The organism is Microcystis wesenbergii FACHB-1317, assembly GCF_014696875.1.
GTDB lineage: Bacteria > Cyanobacteriota > Cyanobacteriia > Cyanobacteriales > Microcystaceae > Microcystis > Microcystis wesenbergii_A.
In genome coordinates, this window is sequence record NZ_JACJQV010000074.1 from 1 (window position 1) to 20112 (window position 20112).

At 38.1% G+C, this 20112-nt stretch carries 20 protein-coding genes and 1 pseudogene; all 21 read left to right on the plus strand.

Annotated elements, in window-relative coordinates; translation table 11 throughout:
* The first annotated feature begins 244 nt into the window (after nucleotides 1–244).
* Nucleotides 245–1168, plus strand: coding sequence for a Uma2 family endonuclease (locus H6F92_RS03660; protein ID WP_422392755.1), 924 nt, complete (start codon nucleotides 245–247; stop codon nucleotides 1166–1168).
* 27 nt (nucleotides 1169–1195) lie between these two features.
* The gene (locus tag H6F92_RS03665) at nucleotides 1196–1450 is read left to right on the plus strand and encodes a hypothetical protein (RefSeq protein ID WP_190356829.1); all 255 of its coding nucleotides are present in this window, start codon (nucleotides 1196–1198) and stop codon (nucleotides 1448–1450) included.
* A 208-nt stretch (nucleotides 1451–1658) separates the two neighbouring features.
* Nucleotides 1659–1892 (plus strand): DUF2283 domain-containing protein, encoded by a 234-nt coding sequence (locus tag H6F92_RS03670; protein ID WP_002755889.1) that lies wholly within the window; start codon nucleotides 1659–1661, stop codon nucleotides 1890–1892.
* Nucleotides 1893–1944: 52 nt separating this feature from the next.
* Nucleotides 1945–2040, plus strand: a pseudogene (locus H6F92_RS26965) (glycosyltransferase family 2 protein); the annotation flags it as partial.
* A gap of 91 nt (nucleotides 2041–2131) precedes the next feature.
* The gene (locus H6F92_RS03675) at nucleotides 2132–3322 is read left to right on the plus strand and encodes a DegT/DnrJ/EryC1/StrS family aminotransferase (protein ID WP_199308119.1); all 1191 of its coding nucleotides are present in this window, start codon (nucleotides 2132–2134) and stop codon (nucleotides 3320–3322) included.
* A 19-nt stretch (nucleotides 3323–3341) separates the two neighbouring features.
* Nucleotides 3342–4061, plus strand: coding sequence for a class I SAM-dependent methyltransferase (locus H6F92_RS03680; RefSeq protein WP_199308120.1), 720 nt, complete (start codon nucleotides 3342–3344; stop codon nucleotides 4059–4061).
* 139 nt (nucleotides 4062–4200) lie between these two features.
* Nucleotides 4201–5073 carry a class I SAM-dependent methyltransferase gene (locus H6F92_RS03685; protein WP_265795835.1) on the plus strand — a complete coding sequence of 291 codons (873 nt, stop codon included), beginning with the start codon at nucleotides 4201–4203 and terminating at the stop codon, nucleotides 5071–5073.
* A 2-nt stretch (nucleotides 5074–5075) separates the two neighbouring features.
* On the plus strand, nucleotides 5076–6278 hold the full coding sequence (locus tag H6F92_RS03690; RefSeq protein WP_190356830.1) for a hypothetical protein: 1203 nt from the start codon (nucleotides 5076–5078) through the stop codon (nucleotides 6276–6278).
* Between the two features lie 73 nt (nucleotides 6279–6351).
* Nucleotides 6352–7785, plus strand: a complete 1434-nt coding sequence (locus H6F92_RS03695) for an MOP flippase family protein (RefSeq protein WP_190356831.1) — start codon at nucleotides 6352–6354, stop codon at nucleotides 7783–7785.
* Nucleotides 7786–7819: 34 nt separating this feature from the next.
* Complete coding sequence (locus tag H6F92_RS03700) at nucleotides 7820–8995, plus strand: glycosyltransferase (RefSeq protein WP_190356832.1); 1176 nt, start codon at nucleotides 7820–7822, stop codon at nucleotides 8993–8995.
* Between the two features lie 67 nt (nucleotides 8996–9062).
* Nucleotides 9063–10442, plus strand: coding sequence for an EpsG family protein (locus H6F92_RS03705; RefSeq protein WP_190356833.1), 1380 nt, complete (start codon nucleotides 9063–9065; stop codon nucleotides 10440–10442).
* Between the two features lie 89 nt (nucleotides 10443–10531).
* Entirely contained in the window at nucleotides 10532–10687 is a 156-nt protein-coding gene (locus H6F92_RS03710) for a glycosyltransferase family 2 protein (RefSeq protein WP_190356834.1), read from the plus strand.
* Nucleotides 10688–10707: 20 nt separating this feature from the next.
* Nucleotides 10708–11964 carry a glycosyltransferase family 4 protein gene (locus H6F92_RS03715; RefSeq protein WP_190356835.1) on the plus strand — a complete coding sequence of 419 codons (1257 nt, stop codon included), beginning with the start codon at nucleotides 10708–10710 and terminating at the stop codon, nucleotides 11962–11964.
* Nucleotides 11965–11982: 18 nt separating this feature from the next.
* A complete protein-coding gene (locus tag H6F92_RS03720) occupies nucleotides 11983–12708 on the plus strand; it encodes an FkbM family methyltransferase (RefSeq protein ID WP_190356836.1) in 726 nt (241 codons plus the stop codon).
* Between the two features lie 190 nt (nucleotides 12709–12898).
* Nucleotides 12899–13291 (plus strand): DUF433 domain-containing protein, encoded by a 393-nt coding sequence (locus H6F92_RS03725; protein ID WP_190356837.1) that lies wholly within the window; start codon nucleotides 12899–12901, stop codon nucleotides 13289–13291.
* Between the two features lie 66 nt (nucleotides 13292–13357).
* Entirely contained in the window at nucleotides 13358–14095 is a 738-nt protein-coding gene (locus H6F92_RS03730) for a Uma2 family endonuclease (protein WP_190356838.1), read from the plus strand.
* Between the two features lie 363 nt (nucleotides 14096–14458).
* Nucleotides 14459–15391 carry a class I SAM-dependent methyltransferase gene (locus H6F92_RS03735; protein WP_190356839.1) on the plus strand — a complete coding sequence of 311 codons (933 nt, stop codon included), beginning with the start codon at nucleotides 14459–14461 and terminating at the stop codon, nucleotides 15389–15391.
* 171 nt (nucleotides 15392–15562) lie between these two features.
* On the plus strand, nucleotides 15563–17071 hold the full coding sequence (locus H6F92_RS03740) for an O-antigen ligase family protein (RefSeq protein ID WP_190356840.1): 1509 nt from the start codon (nucleotides 15563–15565) through the stop codon (nucleotides 17069–17071).
* A gap of 49 nt (nucleotides 17072–17120) precedes the next feature.
* Nucleotides 17121–17936: a glycosyltransferase gene (locus H6F92_RS03745; RefSeq protein WP_190356841.1), complete on the plus strand. Its 816-nt coding sequence runs from the start codon at nucleotides 17121–17123 to the stop codon at nucleotides 17934–17936.
* 23 nt (nucleotides 17937–17959) lie between these two features.
* Entirely contained in the window at nucleotides 17960–18907 is a 948-nt protein-coding gene (locus H6F92_RS03750; RefSeq protein WP_190356842.1) for a class I SAM-dependent methyltransferase, read from the plus strand.
* 36 nt (nucleotides 18908–18943) lie between these two features.
* Nucleotides 18944–20071: a glycosyltransferase gene (locus H6F92_RS03755; RefSeq protein ID WP_190356843.1), complete on the plus strand. Its 1128-nt coding sequence runs from the start codon at nucleotides 18944–18946 to the stop codon at nucleotides 20069–20071.
* Nucleotides 20072–20112 lie beyond the last annotated feature (41 nt).

The window sequence follows — 20112 nt, forward strand, 5'->3', positions numbered from 1 at the left end:
TGAAGAAATAGAAGAAATTCTGATAACTCGTTGTCAGTATCTCGAAACAATGACTAATGAAATTAAAAACTTGACTAACTATCATTGGCTAACTTATGACTGATTGTTATCATTTTTTTAAAACAGGATTTAGTATCAGGGGTCTAAAATTGACATGAATGCCCTATTATCTTGCTAAACTAAACATCAAACTAGCAACATTCCCCCCATGTACCAGAGAACGCCGTCCCTTCCACCCAAAGAAATGTTACCAACTATGTACGACCTCCCCAGCGAAAACTTGGAGGAACCTGGCTTGCCTGACGAATTTCATCTCTTCCAACCCGAATTATTGCGCCAGACCTTTCGACCTTCTAACTATCCTGCCGAACAAATATTTATCGCCAGCGATCTAAATCTCTACTACGACCCTTACCATCCCCAATGGTACAAGCGGCCGGACTGGTTTGCCGCTTTGGGAGTCTCGCGGCTGTACCAAGGAGAGGAATTGCGCCTGAGTTATGTGATTTGGCAGGAAGAAATTGTTCCCTTCATCGCCATCGAATTACTCTCTCCTGGAACGGAAGCAGAAGATTTAGGGCGTACCGTACGGGGAATCAACCAACCTCCCACCAAGTGGGAAGTTTACGAACGAATTTTAGGCATTCCCTACTACGTGGTGTTTGATCGCTACAGCAACCAATTGCAGGCATTTACCTTAAAATCAGGAAAATATCAGCCTTTAAGACTAGAAAACCAGCAGTTGTGGCTAGAGGAAGTAGAATTGGGATTGGGACTTTGGGCAGGAAATTGTCAAGGCATTGAGCGGTTGTGGCTGCGCTGGTACGGACGAGACGGCAATTGGATACTGACTCCTACCGAACAGGAAACTCAACGCGCCCAACAAGAAGCTCAACGCGCCGAGCAGGAAGCTCAATGCGCCGAGCAGCAAACCCAACGCGCCGAGCAGCAAACCCAACGCGCCGAGCAGGAAGCTCAACGCGCCGAGCAGCAAACCCAACGCGCCGAGCAGGAAGCTCAACGCGCCGAGCAGCAAACCCAACGCGCCGAGCAGGAAGCTCAACGCGCCGAGCAGGAAGCTCAACGCGCAGAAAGAGAACGGCAGCGAGTTCTAGAACTAGAAGCTTTGTTGGCTCGTTACCAGGAACAATTCGGGCAGTTAAATTGAGAAAATAATGAATGGATTTTCTAAGCCATGAAAGTATCTTACCTGGCGGGATGTATTGATATGGTACTAAAAACTATTGCTGAACCTGATTTGATTGTTAAGGGATGGACTGATGAGCTAATAGCACTAAAACATTATCCGAAAACTGTTATCTCAAGAAAAGACGCGATCATCATCTATAAACAACTAAAGAACGATGGATTTGTCATAACTGCTTTTTTGACATCCTCCTGCGAAAAAATTATCAAGCGAGGCATCCTATGGCAGCAGTCAATCTCTTAAAATCAATGGCTCTTCGGTTTGTGTTATGCAATAGACGGGGGTCATAAGGGATGGAACCCTTATATAGAAAGGCATTTAGCGATTTTTGTCAATTGTTTTTGCTCTAGAGCGAACTAATCAATTAAGTCTTTTGTCAGATAAGGATTTAGTCGATTTATGCCCCCTATCGAACCATAACAAGTAACGAAGAGCCAAATCAATTCCTTATTTGCTAACCGCACCTTCTTCAAGAATCTGGATAGATTATGATGAAGAAGCAGATGTTTTATATATTAGCTTTCGTAAGCCTCAAAGAGCCAATGATAGTTTGCTAGAAGACAATATTATCTATCATTATAGAGATCGAGACTTAGTTGGATTAACTGTCTTGAAAGCTTCGGATTTTAACAGTGGAGATAGTGAAAATAAAATTAATGGCTCTGAAAATCCTGAAATGGGTTGACAATTTGGTCAGAGTGGGTTAGGATACCACGAGTTAACAGTAAATCCGTTGCATGACTGACTTCCAACTGACCACTCCTGTCGCCCTCCTGATTTTCAATCGACCTGATACGACGGCGAGGGTATTTGAAGCCATCCGTTATTATAAGCTCCTATCCCAAACGCTTCCTTTTCGGTTGTTTAAATTAATTGAAATTTCAGTCTCTCAATTCTTATGAATAATCTACTGACAGAAACAATATGGATGAAATGAAGCGAAGCGTGGAAGAGTCGACTCTACCTTCTAGAGATCGTTTTCTTGTCTTCGGTGCTCCTGCTATCGAAGAGGCAGAGATCAAGGAAGTGGTTGCCAGCTTGGAAAGTGGCTGGCTGGGAACTGGACCGAAAGTGGCGCAGTTTGAAAAAGATTTCGGTGAATATAAGGGGGTAGCTCATGCTGTTGCTGTTAATTCCTGTACGGCAGCATTACATTTAAGTATTCTAGCGGCGGGGTTAAAACCAGGAGACGAGGTTATTACCACGCCGATGACTTTCTGTGCTACAGTCAACGCCATTATCCATGCGGGCGCGATTCCAATTTTAGCGGATATTGACCCGAAAACGATGAACATTGATCCCGCCCAAGTGGCAGGGAAGATAACCTCCAAAACGAAAGCAATCCTGCCTGTCCACTTTGGGGGCCGTCCCTGCAATATGGATGCTTTAGGTGAGATTGTTCAAGAATACAATTTAACGCTGATTGAGGATTGCGCCCATGCCATTGAAACGGAATATAAGGGACAAAAAGCTGGCACATTTGGCGATTTCGGTTGTTTTAGTTTTTATGTCACCAAGAATATTGTTACGGGCGAGGGGGGAATGGTTCTTTGTCGCAGGGAAGAAAACGCAGCGAGAATCAAGATGTTGGCGCTGCATGGCATGAGCAAAGATGCTTGGAAGCGTTTTGGGGATGAAGGCTACAAGCACTACTATGTTTTAGAGTGTGGGTTCAAGTACAATATGATGGATCTGCAAGGGGCGATCGGCATCCATCAGTTACAGCGAGTTGAACTTTATTGGCGGCGACGGCAGGAGATTTGGCAACGTTATAACGAAGCATTTGCTGGACTACTGATTGGCTTGCCGGCAGAACCAGAACATGGCACTCGCCATGCCTACCATTTATACACTATACTCATAGACGAAACTAAAGCAGGCATCAGTCGTGATGAATTTCTGGGGGCAATGACAGCGAATAATATTGGCGTTGGTGTGCATTATCTGAGCATTCCTGAGCATCCTTACTATCAGGAGACCTTTGGCTGGAAGCCGGAGGACTATCCCGAGGCGATGCGGATTGGACGGCAGACGGTGAGTTTACCTCTATCGGCGAAGTTAACGGACGAGGATGTTGATGATGTGATTATGGCGGTTAAAAGTATTATCGGATAAGATAATTTTGGAGGAGATTATGTCCATGCTTACATCGGGAATTAAACGTTCCTTAAAAAAAGTAATTTACACGGGGAATAAATGCTATTGTCCAATTTGTGAAACTTCTTTGCGCCAATTTTATCCAGCGGGAATAGTGCCTCGTGAAAATGCTAGATGTCCTGTCTGCGGCAGTTTGGAAAGACCTCGAATGATTTGGCTTTATTTGAATCATGAAACTGATTTGTTTGTTTCTAGACAGAAGAAGATGCTACATATTGCTCCAGAAAGTTTCTTTACTGACAAGCTCAGTAAATGTTCGTATATAGAGTATCTCAGTGCGGATCTAATTAATCCTGCTGCAATGGTGAAAATGGATATAACTGATATTAAGTATCCCGATAATAGTTTTGATGTGATTTATTGCTCTCATGTACTTGAACACGTTCCAGACGATCAGAAAGCAATGAAAGAGCTTGCCAGGGTTTTATCACCTAAGGGATGGGCAATATTACAAGTACCGATTGAAACAGACCAAACCTTTGAAGATCCTACTATAACTGATCCTCAAGAACGGGAGCGTCTCTTTGGACAATCCGATCATGTACGAGTCTATGGGCTAGATTATAAAGAGCGTTTGCAATCTGCTGGTTTTCAAGTCAAGGTGGTGCCTTATTTAGCGCAATTTGATGTTGCGGCTAAGCATCGTTACGGATTGGGTATAGATAGGGATGATATTTATTTTTGCCAGTTGAGATGAGCAAAAGAAGTACCGCATTTATTATCTGTGGGCGAAGTTAACTGATGAGGATGTTGAAGATGTGATTGAAGCTGTTTACAAGATCATTAAGTTGTCCTAAGATAGTCTGAAAGGAAAAAAGACGAGAGGAATTTGGAGTATATTTCGGAAATTTAAGGCATTAGATCTAACCGATTCTCTGGAAACAATCAAGGAAGAATTAACCATGAAAACATTTCAAGAAGAAGAACTTCATCAATCCAAGATTTTTGATGCTTGGGCAGAAAGAGATTATTTGCAATCAACGATCGATCCAAACGATACTAAGGGATTAAAATGTGATTACATTAATAAATGGTCAGAATATTACGTCAAAAAATATATTGTCGCCGATCAAAAAATTAATGTTTTAGATATTGGTTGCGGATCGGGGCGTAACTTGTTTATGCTGTCCCCTTATATCAAGCATGGTTATGGAATTGATATAGCGGAAAAACAAATTCAGAATGCTAAGGCATGGAAAGACAAATTTGGCAAGGAGAACACAAGTTTTTATACTAGCTTGGATGAATTCCTCGCCGACGCGAATGATCCAGACAATATAGATGTTGTCTTTACGATGTGGGTGGTGGCGGGTTTTTCTAGAGATGAAAACTTGAAATTATTCTTGAGTCAATATCTTCAAGCACTTCCTAGGGTAAAAAAGTTCGTATTTTTTGAGCAAACGGCTTTAGAAACGTACACAGTCAACAAAGAGGGGGGATTTTTTAAAAAAGTTAGAACGAAAGGTGATTTTCAGCAAATATTTTCGGAAGTAGGATTGGAAATCAAAGACTTTAAAGTGATTAATGAGAAAGGATTTGGTCCTTTATATAGGCTTTTCTTTTTTATTTTTGGTCGATTCTATAACTACTATCCTACATGGTTATGGTTTAAGATTAATCGACTTCTGTTTTGGTTCGATAGACATTTCGTGAAAAGAGAGATAAAAACTTCTTTTACCGATTGTGTTTTCGTCTGTGAAAGGTATTAATAATGGTAGAAAAATGTATCGTTATTTTGGCAGGCACGATAGAGATTCATCAACCTCTCTACCGCCTATTTCTCAAAACAATTTGTCATCCAGTGCATTTAATTCCGTCAACAGATTTACACTTACTGGAGACGGAATTAAATGCTCTTTTAGAGCATCGGGAGGTTTGGATTTTTCCCAGTAATGAAATTACATTAAATAATTTATACACTATCATTAATACTGGAAGAATCAAGGCAGTAGAAAGATTGAAAGTTCCAGGAACAGCAATCGTCAACCAAAATCAAGAGTTAACTGCACAACAAATTTCTAACAAATCTCTGTTATTTTCAATCTTGAAAGATCGGGAATTTAAGAATTTACAAAAAGTGAGAACACAGCTCTTACAAATTAACAAAAATTTCGAGCTGAATCACTACATCGACCAAATCAGCTTTCCCATAATTATTAAACCAGCTCAAAAAGATAAAATGGATAGTTTTACTCAGTATTTCCCCAGTAAAATTTTAATGGTAGAAACTGCCAGTGAATTTGTGAAAATATTTGATTTTTTAGCGAATCAATTTCTCGACTGTCAGTTTCTGGTTCAACAGATTATCCCTGGTATCACTATCTCGTGGGGAGGGTATATTTATCAGGGAGAATTTTGGGGTTATCAAGTGACTTCTTTGATTAAAAGTCCCTCTGCTCAATATGGTGGTACTACTACGCTGGCCGAGATCAAAGAATGTGATGATAAACTAGGGCAAGCTATTAATGAACTAGCCCAGATACTGAAACTAGATGGTGTTTTTGAAATCGAGTTAATTGCTCAGGACAACCAATATTATTTTTTCTATGAAATCAATCCACGTCCCTGGCTTCAAGTTGCCCTTCTTTTACAACAAGAATACAATATTTTTCTGCAATACTTGTCCAAAAATGGTTTTTCTATACGTGAGCATTCAAGCACCAATCAAGTTAAAGTCCAAAAACAATGGGGGAGTGCTATCCGTTATCTAGAGTTAAATGAAAAGCAAAATACTAAGATTTCCCTGAAGATAATATTAATGATTTTAAAAGCGGAGATATATTATTCTCAATTCTTTTCTTATAAACAGAAAATTCAATACACGTTTTATTTGTTGAAATACTTGTTAAAAATGCTTGCTCAAGGTAAACTTGAATCGCTGGTAAAATCAGAATCTTCATATATATATAAGTGAAAGCGGGGATAATATCCCTTTTTTAGGTTAACTTATGTTCCCGATATCAACTAATGAATAGAGACTGAATACAATGTCTTTAAAGAATAAATTAATATCAAGCATTAAATGGAATTCTATTGGACAAATCTACTCTCAGTCCTTAGTTTTCATTACTTCTATAGTTCTTGCTCGTCTTCTGGCTCCATCAGACTTCGGTTTAATTGGTCTAGCAAACACAGTTACTCAATTTTTCGTCCTTTTCAATGATTTAGGAACTTCGGCTGCATTGATACAAAAAAAAGATGTTTCTGAAAATTTATTATATAGTGTATTTTGGTTAAATATTATTCTCGGAACTTTGTTGAGTATCAGTCTGTTTTTCACGGCTAATTTTTTCTCAAGTTTATACCTTGAACCCAGATTAATTCCCGTTATCAGAGTTTTATCAGTCTCCTTTATACTAGGTGGTTTATCCGTAATTCACCAAACAGTTTTAATTAAAGAAATTGATTTTGCAATTTTAAATAGAGTGACAATTATTAGCTCTACGATGGGTGCAATAACTGGTATTATCATGGCAATATCGGGGTGGGGAGTATGGAGTTTGGTACTTCAATCATTGATCTCACAGATAACGAGATTAATTCTTTTATGGACTCAAATTAATTGGAGACCAAAGCTAATCTTTAAATGGCATCAAATCCAGAGCATTTCTCATTATAGTTTTCATTTATTTGGCTACAAGTTTATTGACTATTTTCATCTCAATGCCGACTATATTTTAATTGGAAGATTTCTCGGTTCTCAAGCATTAGGTTATTACTATCTTGCTTACCGTCTTATCAGCTTTATTGCGATGAACGTATCTAGTATTATTTCTAGTACCCTATTTCCTACCTTTTCTAAAATACAAGACGATGAAAAAAAGCTTAGAGATTATTATCTCAAAGTTGTTAAATTTATTGCTTTTTTTACTGCTCCTTTGATGGCTGGATTCATGTTTCTTAGTAAACCAGTAGTTCTAACAGTTTTTGGAGAAAAGTGGTTACCAGTTGCTCTGCTGATCACGATTCTATCTCCCGTTGGTTTTTCCAAAACTATCGCTACTACTTTAGGATCTATATATCAATCAAAAGGGCGAACCGATTTGATGTTCTATTGGGGAACTATTATTAATCTAATAGTAGTCTTATTTTTAGTGATTGGTCTTCGGTGGGGAATTATTGGAGTGGCAACTGCCTACGCATTGACATTACCTCTAGCCTATCCTAGCTATAGAATCGCTTTTCAGTTAATTCATTTACCTATGAGAAATTTTCTGAAGACTTTATCGACACCAATCCTCTGTAGTTTGGGGATGGTGAGTATAATGTTTGCCGTACAATCATTGTTACCTACAGAATTAGAACCCCGTAGTCTCTTAGGAATTTTGATCCTAGTGGGCATAGTCGCTTACTTCGGAATTAATTTCTTCCTGAATCGTCAGCAACTGAGCCAAGTTATCAGGTTGCTTAGAGGCATTTGATTAATTCTCCATTTTCGTTTTAACCAAACAGAATATGCTATCTTTAGACAAATCAAAAATAACCGTCATCCATAGCTTCCCAGTCTGGCTACCACAGACGCAAACCTGGATGTATAACCAAGTGCGTTATTTGCCTGATGAGGTAGAAAATCATATCGTCTGCGAGAGGACAGAAAATCTAGAGCAGTTTGGGCTGCCTAACATTCACTCTCTGGAGGATGCCCCGAAATGGCGCTATTTCTGGGATAAAGGCTTGCGAAAACTGCGGTTGCGCCGCCATCTGGGATGGCTGGTAGAAATCGCCCAACAGAAAGAGGCTACTATCCTCCACTCTCACTTTGGCATGACTGGCTGGGCAAATATTGAAGCCGCTAATCAGGCTCGACTCAAGCACGCAGTCACCTTTTATGGACTCGATGTTAATTACCTGCCCAATCAAGATACTCGCTGGCGCACTCGGTATCAGAAACTCTTTGCCCACGCCGATCTCATTCTCTGTGAAGGCTCCCATATGGCTAAGTGCATCGTCAAGCTAGGATGTCCTGCCCATAAGGTGAAAGTTCACCATCTCGGTGTCAGCGTAAAAGCGATCGCCTTTCAGCCCAGAGTGTGGAACCCTCCTGAACCCCTGCGAGTCCTGATCTCTGCAACATTTACCGAAAAGAAAGGTATCCCCTACGCTCTTGAAGCTTTAGGTCAATTGCAGTATCAAGTCCCCCTGCAAATTACAATTATCGGTGATGCCAGGAATGTCCCTAGCAGTCAGGCAGAAAAACAGGCAATTCTGGCAACGATTGAAAAGTACAATCTCCAGTCAAAAGTCCGCTTACTGGGTTATCAACCCCATAAGGTTTTATTTGAAGAAGCTTACCAACACCATATCTTTCTCTCCCCCAGCATCACCGCTAGTCACGGCGATACCGAAGGTGGTGCTCCTGTTTCCCTGATCGAAATGGCTGCCACAGGAATGCCGCTCATTAGCACTACTCACTGTGACATTCCCGAAGTGATTCTCAATGGCATCACTGGCTTATTGGCAGAGGAGCGAGATGTCGCTGGACTGGTAGCTCATTTGCAACAGCTAGTCAATTATCCTGAACAGTGGTATGCTATGCTTCAGGCTGGGCGCAAACATATAGAAGCAGAATATGATGCCGAGAAACAGGGAGTAAGGTTGGCAGAACTTTATCTTAATATCAAATCCGGTTAATTGCTCAAACTAAAATTATGTCCTCTATGATTCATCATATAATGTTCCCGGTTCTCTGATGATAAAAATGTTAACTCAAGAACGAGTATTAGCCGCCAAAAAAGTTCAGAATCTGAGCAACTACAGTGTTGTTCTCCTGTTTTTCGCCTTAGCAGTTTGGGTTGTGGTACCAATAGTTGGGATATTTCCATTACTTTTATCCGTCCAATTGAATTTATTAAAACCTGGCAAGAAAAGCAAAAGCGAGATATTTCTCAACAACCTATTATTAATCTTAGTTGTCTTCACAGTTAGTGTTTTCTTTTCTTCTGTTTCAGTTGGTTCAGTCAAGTTAGATCTTATAAGATATATCGGCAGCTATAAACAATTAGACCGCCTTACTCCTTTTGAAGCAGCAGAATCATATGGTGCTGGATTTGAATTTATTATATATTTACTTGCCTATCCTGTTTATTACTTGACTAATGGAGCTGCTTATGCGTTTTTATTTAATCACGCGCTTATTATTAATACATTAGTTGTCTTTGTAATTAGCAAAAGACTATCGGCAAAGTACTATCCAATTTTACTGATGCTAGTTTTCTCAACGCCAGCCTATTATTTTCAGATGCAGGTCATGAGACACGCCTTGTCTAATACTTTTTTAATGGCAGCTATTGCCACTATTGAATCATCTGGGATTTCTTTTTTTGTTTTCTCATTTCTTTCGGCTTTTTCTCATTTCTCAAACTTTATATATGTTGCTATTTTAGTTTTTTTGAGAATCATAACTAAACCCCAAATATCTTTCCTAAAAATCTTCAATTTAAAAAACATAAAAATAAGGAAAAACAAAAAAACAAATAGGATGTTAGCTATATCTATTTTGGGATTGATTTTTATAGTTGCTCTACTAGGATTTTCCATGGGAAAATCTTCTCTAAGTCCCATTATATCTTTTGTACAAGAGTTAGGATTCAGTGATATTGCCCGTAGTGTGGAAACAAGAAGTATCTATTATGAAAAATATAATGAGGGTGGAGATCTGAGGAATATCTTTACAATATATTTGTTATTTATAGGGATTGGAGGATTGATATCTATCTTAGATAAACAAAATATATCAACTCAAAAATTAGCATTAACTATTATTTTTTTAATCCAATTTATTGTTTATGTTTTTGTTGTAACTACGGGATTTGCTGGGAGAGCTTGTTATTTGTTATTGTCGATGAACGGAATTTTTTATGCGCTTATAATAGAAAGTAAGCTAACAAAAATTAAGATTTTAAATGTTATGGTTTTTAGTTTTGTGGGATTGATATTTATGCATTATATTAGAAATTTCTTGATCCAGCTTGCCCAAGGATGGATCATGGGTGAAGAACACATATTTTTTGGCGGACAACCTTTACAAATGAATTTATTTGACTACATTAAATTCTTTATTGATGCTACCCCGAATTAATTGATTATATCAAACAAATGTAATCGAATTAAATCGGCATTGAGGTTAGAAATTTATTAGAATAGAGCAAATAAACGAGGAGGAAACCAATGAACTCACCAGTCATATCGATTGTTATTCCGACGCTAAACAGGAGCGATTTGCTTCAGCAAGCTTTAAACTCACTGCAAAAACAAACTTTTAAAGATTGGGAAGCATTAGTAGTTGACGATAGCTCTGAAGATGACACCAAAGCAAAAATTTAACAAATGAGGTTCAAATACCAATGAAAATTTTACATCTCAGTACCGCTGATGTTGGTGGCGGAGCTTACCGAGGAAGCTACTGGCTTCATCAAGGACTTCTCGAAGCAGGCGTTGACTCAGTTATGTTAGTAGGGAAAAAAGAAAGTGATGACTTTTCTGTCATTGGGCCAGAAACAAAATTACAAAAAGGATTAAACCAACTCAAACCGACGCTAGATCAAATTCCCTTGCTTTTTTATAAAAATAGGTCTTCTATTCTATTCTCTCCATCATGGATACCCAGTGAAATTCCTCATATAATTAAGAAAATTAACCCAGATATTATAAACTTACATTGGATTTGCGGTGGCTTTTTACAAATAGAGAGCTTGGCTAAATTTAATAATATACCAATTGTGTGGACAGTACGAGATATGTGGCCGTTCACCGGAGGCTGCCACTATTCTGGAAATTGCACAAAATATAACAATAGCTGTGGAAGTTGTCCATGTCTAAGCTCTAATAAAGAAAACGATCTTTCGAGGAAAATTTGGAAACGTAAAGGAAAAGCATGGCAAAATTTGAACCTGACAATTGCTGGTATTAGTCATTGGGTGGCGGATTGCGCAAGACAAAGTAGCCTTTTTAGAAATAAAAGAATTGAAGTAATTCCTAATGCTCTAAATGAATCACAATACAAACCTATTTCCAAAAATATTGCCAGAGAAATACTGAATCTGCCTCAGAAACAGAAGATTATTCTTTTCGGTGCTATGAAATCTACTGAGGATGAGAGAAAAGGCTTTCAATATCTAATACCAGCTTTGAAAAAGCTATCTGCTAACGGCTTCGGTAAAACTACAGAATTAGTCATATTTGGAGCTTCCAAACCCCAAAAGCCACTAGATTTAGGAATGAAAGCTCATTACCTGGGAAGATTATCTGACGATTCCACTCTTGCCTTGATTTATAGCTCTGCTGATGTTATGGTTGTCCCTTCGGTTCAGGAAGCATTTGGTAAGACTGCTATGGAGTCTCTAGCCTGTGGAAATCCAGTCGTTTCTTTTGATTCAACAGGTCTAAAAGATATCGTAGAACATCAAAAAAACGGCTACCGCGCCCAATGTTTTAGTTCCGATGACTTAGCAAATGGAATTGCTTGGGTTCTACAAGATGAGGAACGCTGGCAAAAATTATCACAACGGGCAAGAGAAAAAGTAGAACAAGAGTTTACTCTTGAAATTCAAGCATCTAAGTATTTGAAGTTGTATAATGAAATTTTGGAACCTTCCAAGTAAACTTGAACAGTCTTAGCCATGCTCAAAAAAACGATTAAGAAACTCTCCAGAAGTTTAGGAATTGATCTAAAAAAATACAATGTCCAAACATCCGAAGCGGCGAAAATGCAGCGCTTGTTAGCCTATCACAATATTGACTTAGTATTCGATGTTGGCGCTAACATTGGGCAATATGCTAAATTACTGCGAGAGTTAGGCTATTCAGGGAGGATAGTTTCCTTTGAACCGCTGTCAAGTGCTTACTCTCAGTTAAAAGCTGTCAGTGAAAAAGACCCGCTCTGGGAAATTGCTCCCCAAGCTGCCATCGGCAACCAAGAAGGTGAAATTACCATCAATATTGCTGGTAATAGTTATAGTAGTTCAGCCTTGCCAATGCTGGATGCTCACTTAGAATCTGCCCCCGAATCAGCTTACTCTGGATCAGAAACAGTAAAATTGAGCAGGCTAGATACCCTTGCCAAGGACTATATCAAAAGCGAAACTAAATCCATTTTTCTCAAAATAGATGTGCAAGGATTGGAAAAACAAGTGCTAGAAGGGGCAACAGCAATTTTGCCATCAATCAAAGGCATTAAGCTTGAATTATCTTTAGTCCCTCTCTACAAAGGTCAAGTCCTGTTTAAGGAAATGATTGATATCATAGAAAAATTGGGTTACGAACTGTACGGTATTGAACCAGGGTTTACTGCCGAAAAAACTGGGAGGATGTTGCAGATGGATGGCATTTTCTTTAAACCAGATTAAATTTTTAATCTGGTAAAACATGAGTAAAGTTATTTGTTGATGTCCTTTCTCAAATAGTGCTACAGTATGTACACAATGCGTACACAACGAGAGAGACATCTCCAAAAATCTATACCCTAGTCCTAGCAATGGTATTCCTACTTGGTAATGGGATTTCTTATCCTTTTAGCTAAACAGCAACATTACTCCTATGAAATTAGCCTCCATCCCAACAAAACAGTACATCGAGCAACGAGAAGAAGAATATTGGATCGAAGGAACTCGTATCTCCCTTGATTCAGTTGTCTATTCTTTCTTGAACGGAGAATCGCCCGAAAGCATTGCCCAAAATTTCCCACTCCTTTCCCTCGAACAGGTTTATGGCGCGATCGCTTTCTATCTGGCCAATCGAGAGCTTGTCAATGCCTATCTGAAAAAGGGTGAAGCCGAGTTTCAGCAACTACAACAGTCTTGTAGAGAAAAGAGTCCTTTGCTGTACCAAAAATTGAAGGCGGCTCAAGCCTATAATATGTGCTTAAAAAACTCTAATTTCCTAGAAGAAGGCTATAATTACCATAACATTTTGCCCCCATCTCAATTCTAGCCCCTAGATATTTTCCCCTAGCATTGGGGAAAAAGCTCCTTAAGTCTCATCACCAGCGTGACTCCGATGACTTCAACTATTGCCCCTTCTCGACTTTCACTGCCCACCCAAGATGAATTGCCCTGCGATGACGGCGTTCCTATGGAAACCCAACGACATAAACTCCAGATGGATATACTCATAGATGCCTTGTTACCCTGGTTAGCTGCTAGGGAAGATGGCTATGTAGGCGGCAATATGTTCGTTTATTTCAGTGCCGCACAGTTAAAAAACGAGGAATTTCGCGGTCCCGATTTCTTTGCTGTCCTGGGGGTTCCCAAAGCGGAAAGAAAAAGTTGGGTGGTTTGGCAAGAGGGGAAAGCTCCCGATGTGGTTATCGAACTCCTTTCTGAAAGTACCGCTCAACAGGATAAAACTGAAAAGAAAGCCATCTATCAAGACCGTTTGCGAGTGCCAGAATATTTCTGGTACGATCCCTTCAATCCTGAAGACTGGGCAGGTTTTATCCTCAGAGACGGCAACTACGAGCCATTATCTCTAGAGGAGGGAGAAAGATTTTTCAGTCAAAGGCTAGGGTTAACTTTGGTACGCTGGCAAGGGCAGTATAAAGGAGTCGAGGCAGTTTGGCTGCGTTGGGCGACTTTTGCTGGCGATTTACTGCCCACGGAGTCAGAGCTAACTGAACAGGAAAGAATGCGGGCCCAACAGGAAAGAATGCGGGCCCAACAGGAAAAAATGCGGGCTGAGGATTTAGAAGCATTGCTTCAACGCTATCGAGAGCGTTTTGGAGATTTGCCAGAATAAATCTGGATGTTGACCAGCTAAAGTACAATAACTCTCCAGAAAGCTAATAGGATAGGAATATCAAGCATGGACGACCAATAACCTTAGAGAAATCTTGTTCACTTTCCGGTATTAGCTGATTAAAATTTTTCTTTACAAGAAGTTGATCATCAAGTAAGATGTAGCCAATATGCTTATTGAATCCGGTCTTGAACTGGTTGGTTAATTGAATTGCCCATTATGGGTGACAGGCTGCCGCAGCAGTATTTTGTCAAGATTTAATAGGGAACAACCAGCTAGTAATAGTTTGATCAAGGATGCCAGTTCCGAGTTGGCTTTGACGACAAAACATGACAGTAAATATTAGTAGTGTAAAGGTTGACAATGTTAAAAAAATTACTTAACCGTATGCAAACCGAACAGGGTAGAAAAAATATTAAATTTGCCCTGGCCAGAAAAATATTCAATCCCCTCTTAAGAAATATCGGCTACACCCTAATTACTGACCATTTTTATCAGCCGATACCCAACCGTCAGGAAATTATGAGATACGCGGGCAAAGAAAGGCCTCTTAGCTCAATTGAATGGCATCTAGACAAGCAAACTGAACTGGTTAAATATTTACTAGAAAAATATGCTTTAGAATTTAACAATAAAGAAATTTTTTCAGCGTTTGGTTATTCCGAAGAAAGTTCTGGCCTCATTAGTGGCGATGCAGAATTCCTCTATGCTATGGTCAGAGAAAAAAAACCCGATCGGGTAATTGAAATTGGCTCGGGTGGTAGCACTAAGATTATCGCCGCAGCTTTAAGAATGAATTTTATAGAAAATTCCCAAAAATCACAACTGATCTCGATCGAGCCTTATCCTCAAGATTTTTTAAAAGACTTTGCTAATGTTAGTAAAGATTTTCTAGAATTTAGTTTGCTTACCCAGAAAGTAGAATCCGTAGATTTGTCTGTTTTTGAATCCCTGCAAGCTAATGATATTCTGTTCTTTGATTTTAGTCATGTGTTTAAGTGTGGTAGTGATGTGGAGTTTGAATTTCTTCAAGTTTATCCCCGTTTGCAAACAGGGGTTTTAGTGCATATTCACGATATATTTTTTCCCTATGATTATCCCATCGAATGGAATCTCAAAGAATCACGATACTGGAACGAGCAATACTTTTTAGAGACCTTTATACAATTTAACAAAAAGTTTGAAATTTTGGCATCCTTATCTATGGTATCTTCTTATAAGAATTCTGTGTTTCTTGATAATATCAATGCTTATAATGAAGAGCGATTACCCGGTTCTTTCTGGATGATTGCTTGAAGATTGATCGCCTGAATCGGGTCTTGAACTGGTTAGTTAATTAAATTGCCTGTAATTAGCCACAGTAGGAAGCGGGGATTATTGAGAATAAAGTAACCCTTAAACCCTAGATAGATAGGACAAAATCTGTTAAAACTAATTTAAAAGTTCCGGTTGTCACTGTCGATAAATATGAGAAACGAAACCAAATTGTTAGAAGTCCGGATTATTAGATTGGCAATCTACCTTTTGCCTTTTGTTAGCCTGGCATTTAATGAACCTGGGTTGGGATTTATAGAGCCAGCACTTGTTCCAATTTTGATAGTATTTATTCTATCGATATTTTTGCGGGGATTTCAGTTTAAACGAGCCTTTGGGAAAAGCACATATATAAATCTTATTATATTTTTCTTGTTCTTGATTATCATATCAACATTTTTTAGTTTTATTACAGATAATTTTTACAGTATCACAAAATCTTTAGGAGTTTTAATATCGCTTCTAATTCTCTTTTCTGTTTATTATACTGTATCATGGGTAACAACAAATCCTGCTACTTCAAAAATATTAGCCCAAGACTTTGTGAGGGTATCTGTATTTATTTGCTCTATGGTTGTTTTACAATTTTTCATAGTTTCCTTTACTGGTAGGGATTATGTAGTTGGTACCCTAGCTTCTATAGCTCGGCTTCTCCCCTATTCAGTGAGGGTTGATGCGGCGGATGAGGATTATTCTCTGTCTTTAGGGGGAGGACGGCATTCAGGAGTACTTACTGAACCTGGAGATATAGGAATTTATGCTATGCCAGCCTTCGCAATTATTAGCCAGATGCTATTGTCAGGATATTTAAAAAAAAACAAGAGGATTTTTGCAACTATCTCCTTGATTATTATTGTAACTTCTGTCACCTTAACTCAGTCAGTAACAAACATATTTGCTCTCTCTTTACTGATAGCTTATTTTATTTTTATTAATCGAAAATGGCGAATTAGAAAATTTTCAAAACAAAGTTTAATACAATTATGTTTAACTAAAGTTATTCCTTTGTTTGCAATTATATTCTTTTTGGTGATTGTTCTATTTACCTATAAAGAGGATATTAATCAATTTAGTCCAACTATTGGCTCTAGACTTGATGAATTAGAACTTTTCTGGAGTTCGGGAAAATTTATCGATCCTTTTGCTTTAAAAGATAGTGAAATCACAAATATAAGTGTGGGAGCTATTTTAAACAGTTATAGTACCGCAATCTATGCTTTAAAAAAAAATCCTTTGCTAGGAATTGGCTTAGGTAATTTTGCTTATGCTTTTCAGGAGGCTGCGCCTTTAAAAGCAGGCATTTTAGCTCGTCTAAACCAACATGACGGCTATTCTATGCTATCCCGACTAATCGTTGAAACTGGGTTAGCAGGACTCATAATCTTTATCTATATCTTTGGCAGTAGAGCAAGTCAAATCAGAGACCTTATAGCTGAAAGCAAACTGACTGCGAATCCTTACCTAAGAAATGTTTATGAGCATTGGGCTAAACTTGGCGTAGCAATCTCTTTAGGTGCTATGGCAGAATTAGCATTTGTAATGCTCAACCGTCCTAGTTACTGGAATATTGTCTTGCCTTTGCTATTTGGGATTTGTTTTAAATCAAACTTTTTTGCTTTCATTAGGGAAAGGGAAGGAATGGAAATGAAACGATTTGACTAGATTTACTTAATTAGGGTACAATGTCTAAAGTTATTTTCTAGGATAACCAATGAGCCAAATAAGCGAGATTAGTTATGTGATTCCAACATTGAATAGTGCTGCTACACTGGATATGACTCTGCTCTCTTTACGATCGCAGAAAGACGTAGATGTTAATATCATCGTAGCAGACAGCGGCTCAACCGATGGTACTCTAGAGATATGTAAACGCTGGAATGTCAAAACTTTGTACGCTGAACCGGGCAATATGTATCGAGCAATTAACACTGGGCTACGGGAATGTTATACGGAATGGCTGGGCTACATTAATTCCGATGATTGGTTATATCCAGATAGCGTGAATCGACTAACGACTTTTGGAAAAGATACCAAAGCAGATATAGTCTATGGAAGTTGTGACTATACTGATGGTTATGGTCGTTTCGTCTATTCTATGTCCGCCGCTAGACCCGATCAATTGCTTCCACTGTTCCGAATGGGGATATTTGGCTTTGCTCAACCGGCGGCGATCTTTCGTAATAGAGTTTACCAAAAGCTCAAGGGGTTTAAAGAAGATTATTCTTTAAGTTCGGACGCTGATTTTTACCTGAGAGCTTTGTTATCGAATTTAAAATTTTCTCGGTTTTCTGGTGAAAGTATAAGTTGTTTTCGGATTCATGAAAACCAATTGACGCATAAGAAAAGAGAAGCTATGGAAGCTGAAAAACAGCAAATCTATTCACCCATTCAACCTGCTCAATTACAAGACTGGGTGGTATTCACACAATGGAGATTAAATAACTTACCTCATTACATAATGAGATTTTTAAGACAATCCTCGTTGGCAGTTCAAATGAAAATAACTAGGTCTACAGACTACAGATGATTAATCAGTTAGAGGAAAAAAGCATGAACAAGCTAGAATTTATATGCCCGGAATGCCAGTCAAGATTCAATTTCCAACAAGATAAGATTGTCTGTACTGAAGGACATGAATTTCTTGTTAAACATGGCATCTATGATCTTTTGCCTAAAGCAACAAAAGAAATAGTCAAACAAGATGCTATTTATCACGGTAGTGTATCAGATTTATGGCTCGATCTAGCCCAGCTAGAAACATTAAGAAACTTGCATTTTCATCAAAAGATAGTAAATTTCATTGCTAATCATAGTCAAGTCAATTCAACAATCTTAGAACTTGGAGGTGGAATCGGTTTTGATTTAGAACTTTTTATCAAAACTGAAGCCAGTTTTAAAGAATATGTTTTTTCAGAAGTAGCAGAAGAAAGTTTATTTTATGTATTAAAAAAACACTCAGAAAGAAAATTAGAGAAAATTATTTATGCGAGAATAGATGCTCATCATATTCCCTTTGCCGATGAATCCTTTGATATTGTTTACATGATAGCGGCTTTGCATCATTTACACGATCTTAACATTGCATTACAGGAGATGAAAAGAGTTTTAAAACCTAATGGCTTTCTAATTTTTGGAATTGAACCAAATATTAATATCAATAAATTATTATCTTCAATAATTCTTCGATCTCGAAACATATTACCAGACAAAGAGCATTCTCCTGCTGATGAAGAAGCCGAAGGATTTTCATTGTCAGAATTTAACCAGATAGCTAAAGTGTATAACTTAGAATTAGTTTCAATAGAACCTGTTTGGTTAACCACAGGAATCACGCATTACGCCTTAGAGTTTATATACAGGTTGCTACGTCTCAAAAAGAGAATTAAACTTCCCTTTTTAATGGAGAAGCTTTTTTTAGTAACAGACTCATTACTGTTTTTAATTCCTGGCATGAGTAACTTCAGTTGGCACTACACAGTTATTTATAAGAAAAATTGAGTATTTATAAGAAAAATTGAGGCCGATTTTTTCAATATGAATAATAATACTTTTATCAACTTTTGTCCTCGCCTACACCCAGATCATGGGGGTACTTACACTGCTGCATCTCTGTTTCGTAGAGCCGTAGAGAGTTATTTTGTTGACTTACAAATGCCTGGATACGATAGTCCTAGCGAAGCAGATTATACTGTTTCTGGTTCTATCAACCCCTTCACGGCACTGATAAAATCAAGTTTTCCTAGCTTTTTCTCTTTCATTCCAGAAAAAGTTAAGGAAAAGACATCAGGAGTAATTGTACATGGTGCTTTTTTAGCTCATTTTTCCTATGCTTATCAACTATCACGCCATCTTAAGGTTCCGCTTTATTTAGTCCCTCATGGAACAACCGATCCTTATGTCTTTTCCTATGACAAACTAAAAAAAAGAATCTGGCTGGAAATGATTGGCAAGCCAGCAACACATCATGCAAAAAAAATCATATTTTCAACGGCATTGGAACGGGATAAATCAATTTTACCTTTTGCTAAAAATAAGGGGAATATTTGTACTTTTTCTGTTGAAAATCCTAAGGATATTGATAAGATTTTATGTCGGAGATGGCTTAGACAGAAATTGGGACTATCTGACGAAGAGAAAATCTTACTTTATTTTGGCAAATATGATAAATTTAAGCACCCCTTAGAAACCTTAAGAAGTTTTGTCAAGGTTAAGCCTAAAAACTGGAATTTTTTAATCATGGGTTATGGACAGGATGAATCATTAAAAGAGAAAATTGTCTCTTATTCAAGTCTTCCTAATGTATTCATACATTCACCAGTTTTTGATCAAGAAAAGTGGAAGTTCTTGTCTGGTTCGGATTTATTTGTCTTATTTTCACATCGAGAAAATTTTGGCTTTTCGGTGGCTGAAGCTGCTTCCGTTGGCTTACCAGTATATATTTCAACAGGAGTAGATATTCACCCATTTTTTGAAGATGAACGTGAAAGATTAGTCTTCGATATTAGCACTGAACAGGATATAGAAAAGGCACTATCCACCCTTGATAAAATTAGCGATGATGATTTACGATATCTAGGTTCCTTTTGTAGAGAAATAGCCCTTAAAAATTTTAGCTTCGAGCAATTTTCTGGAAATGTCAAAAATATACTTTTTGACATTTGAAGTTTTGATATGGTAAAGTAAGGGAGCATCTCACATTTGCA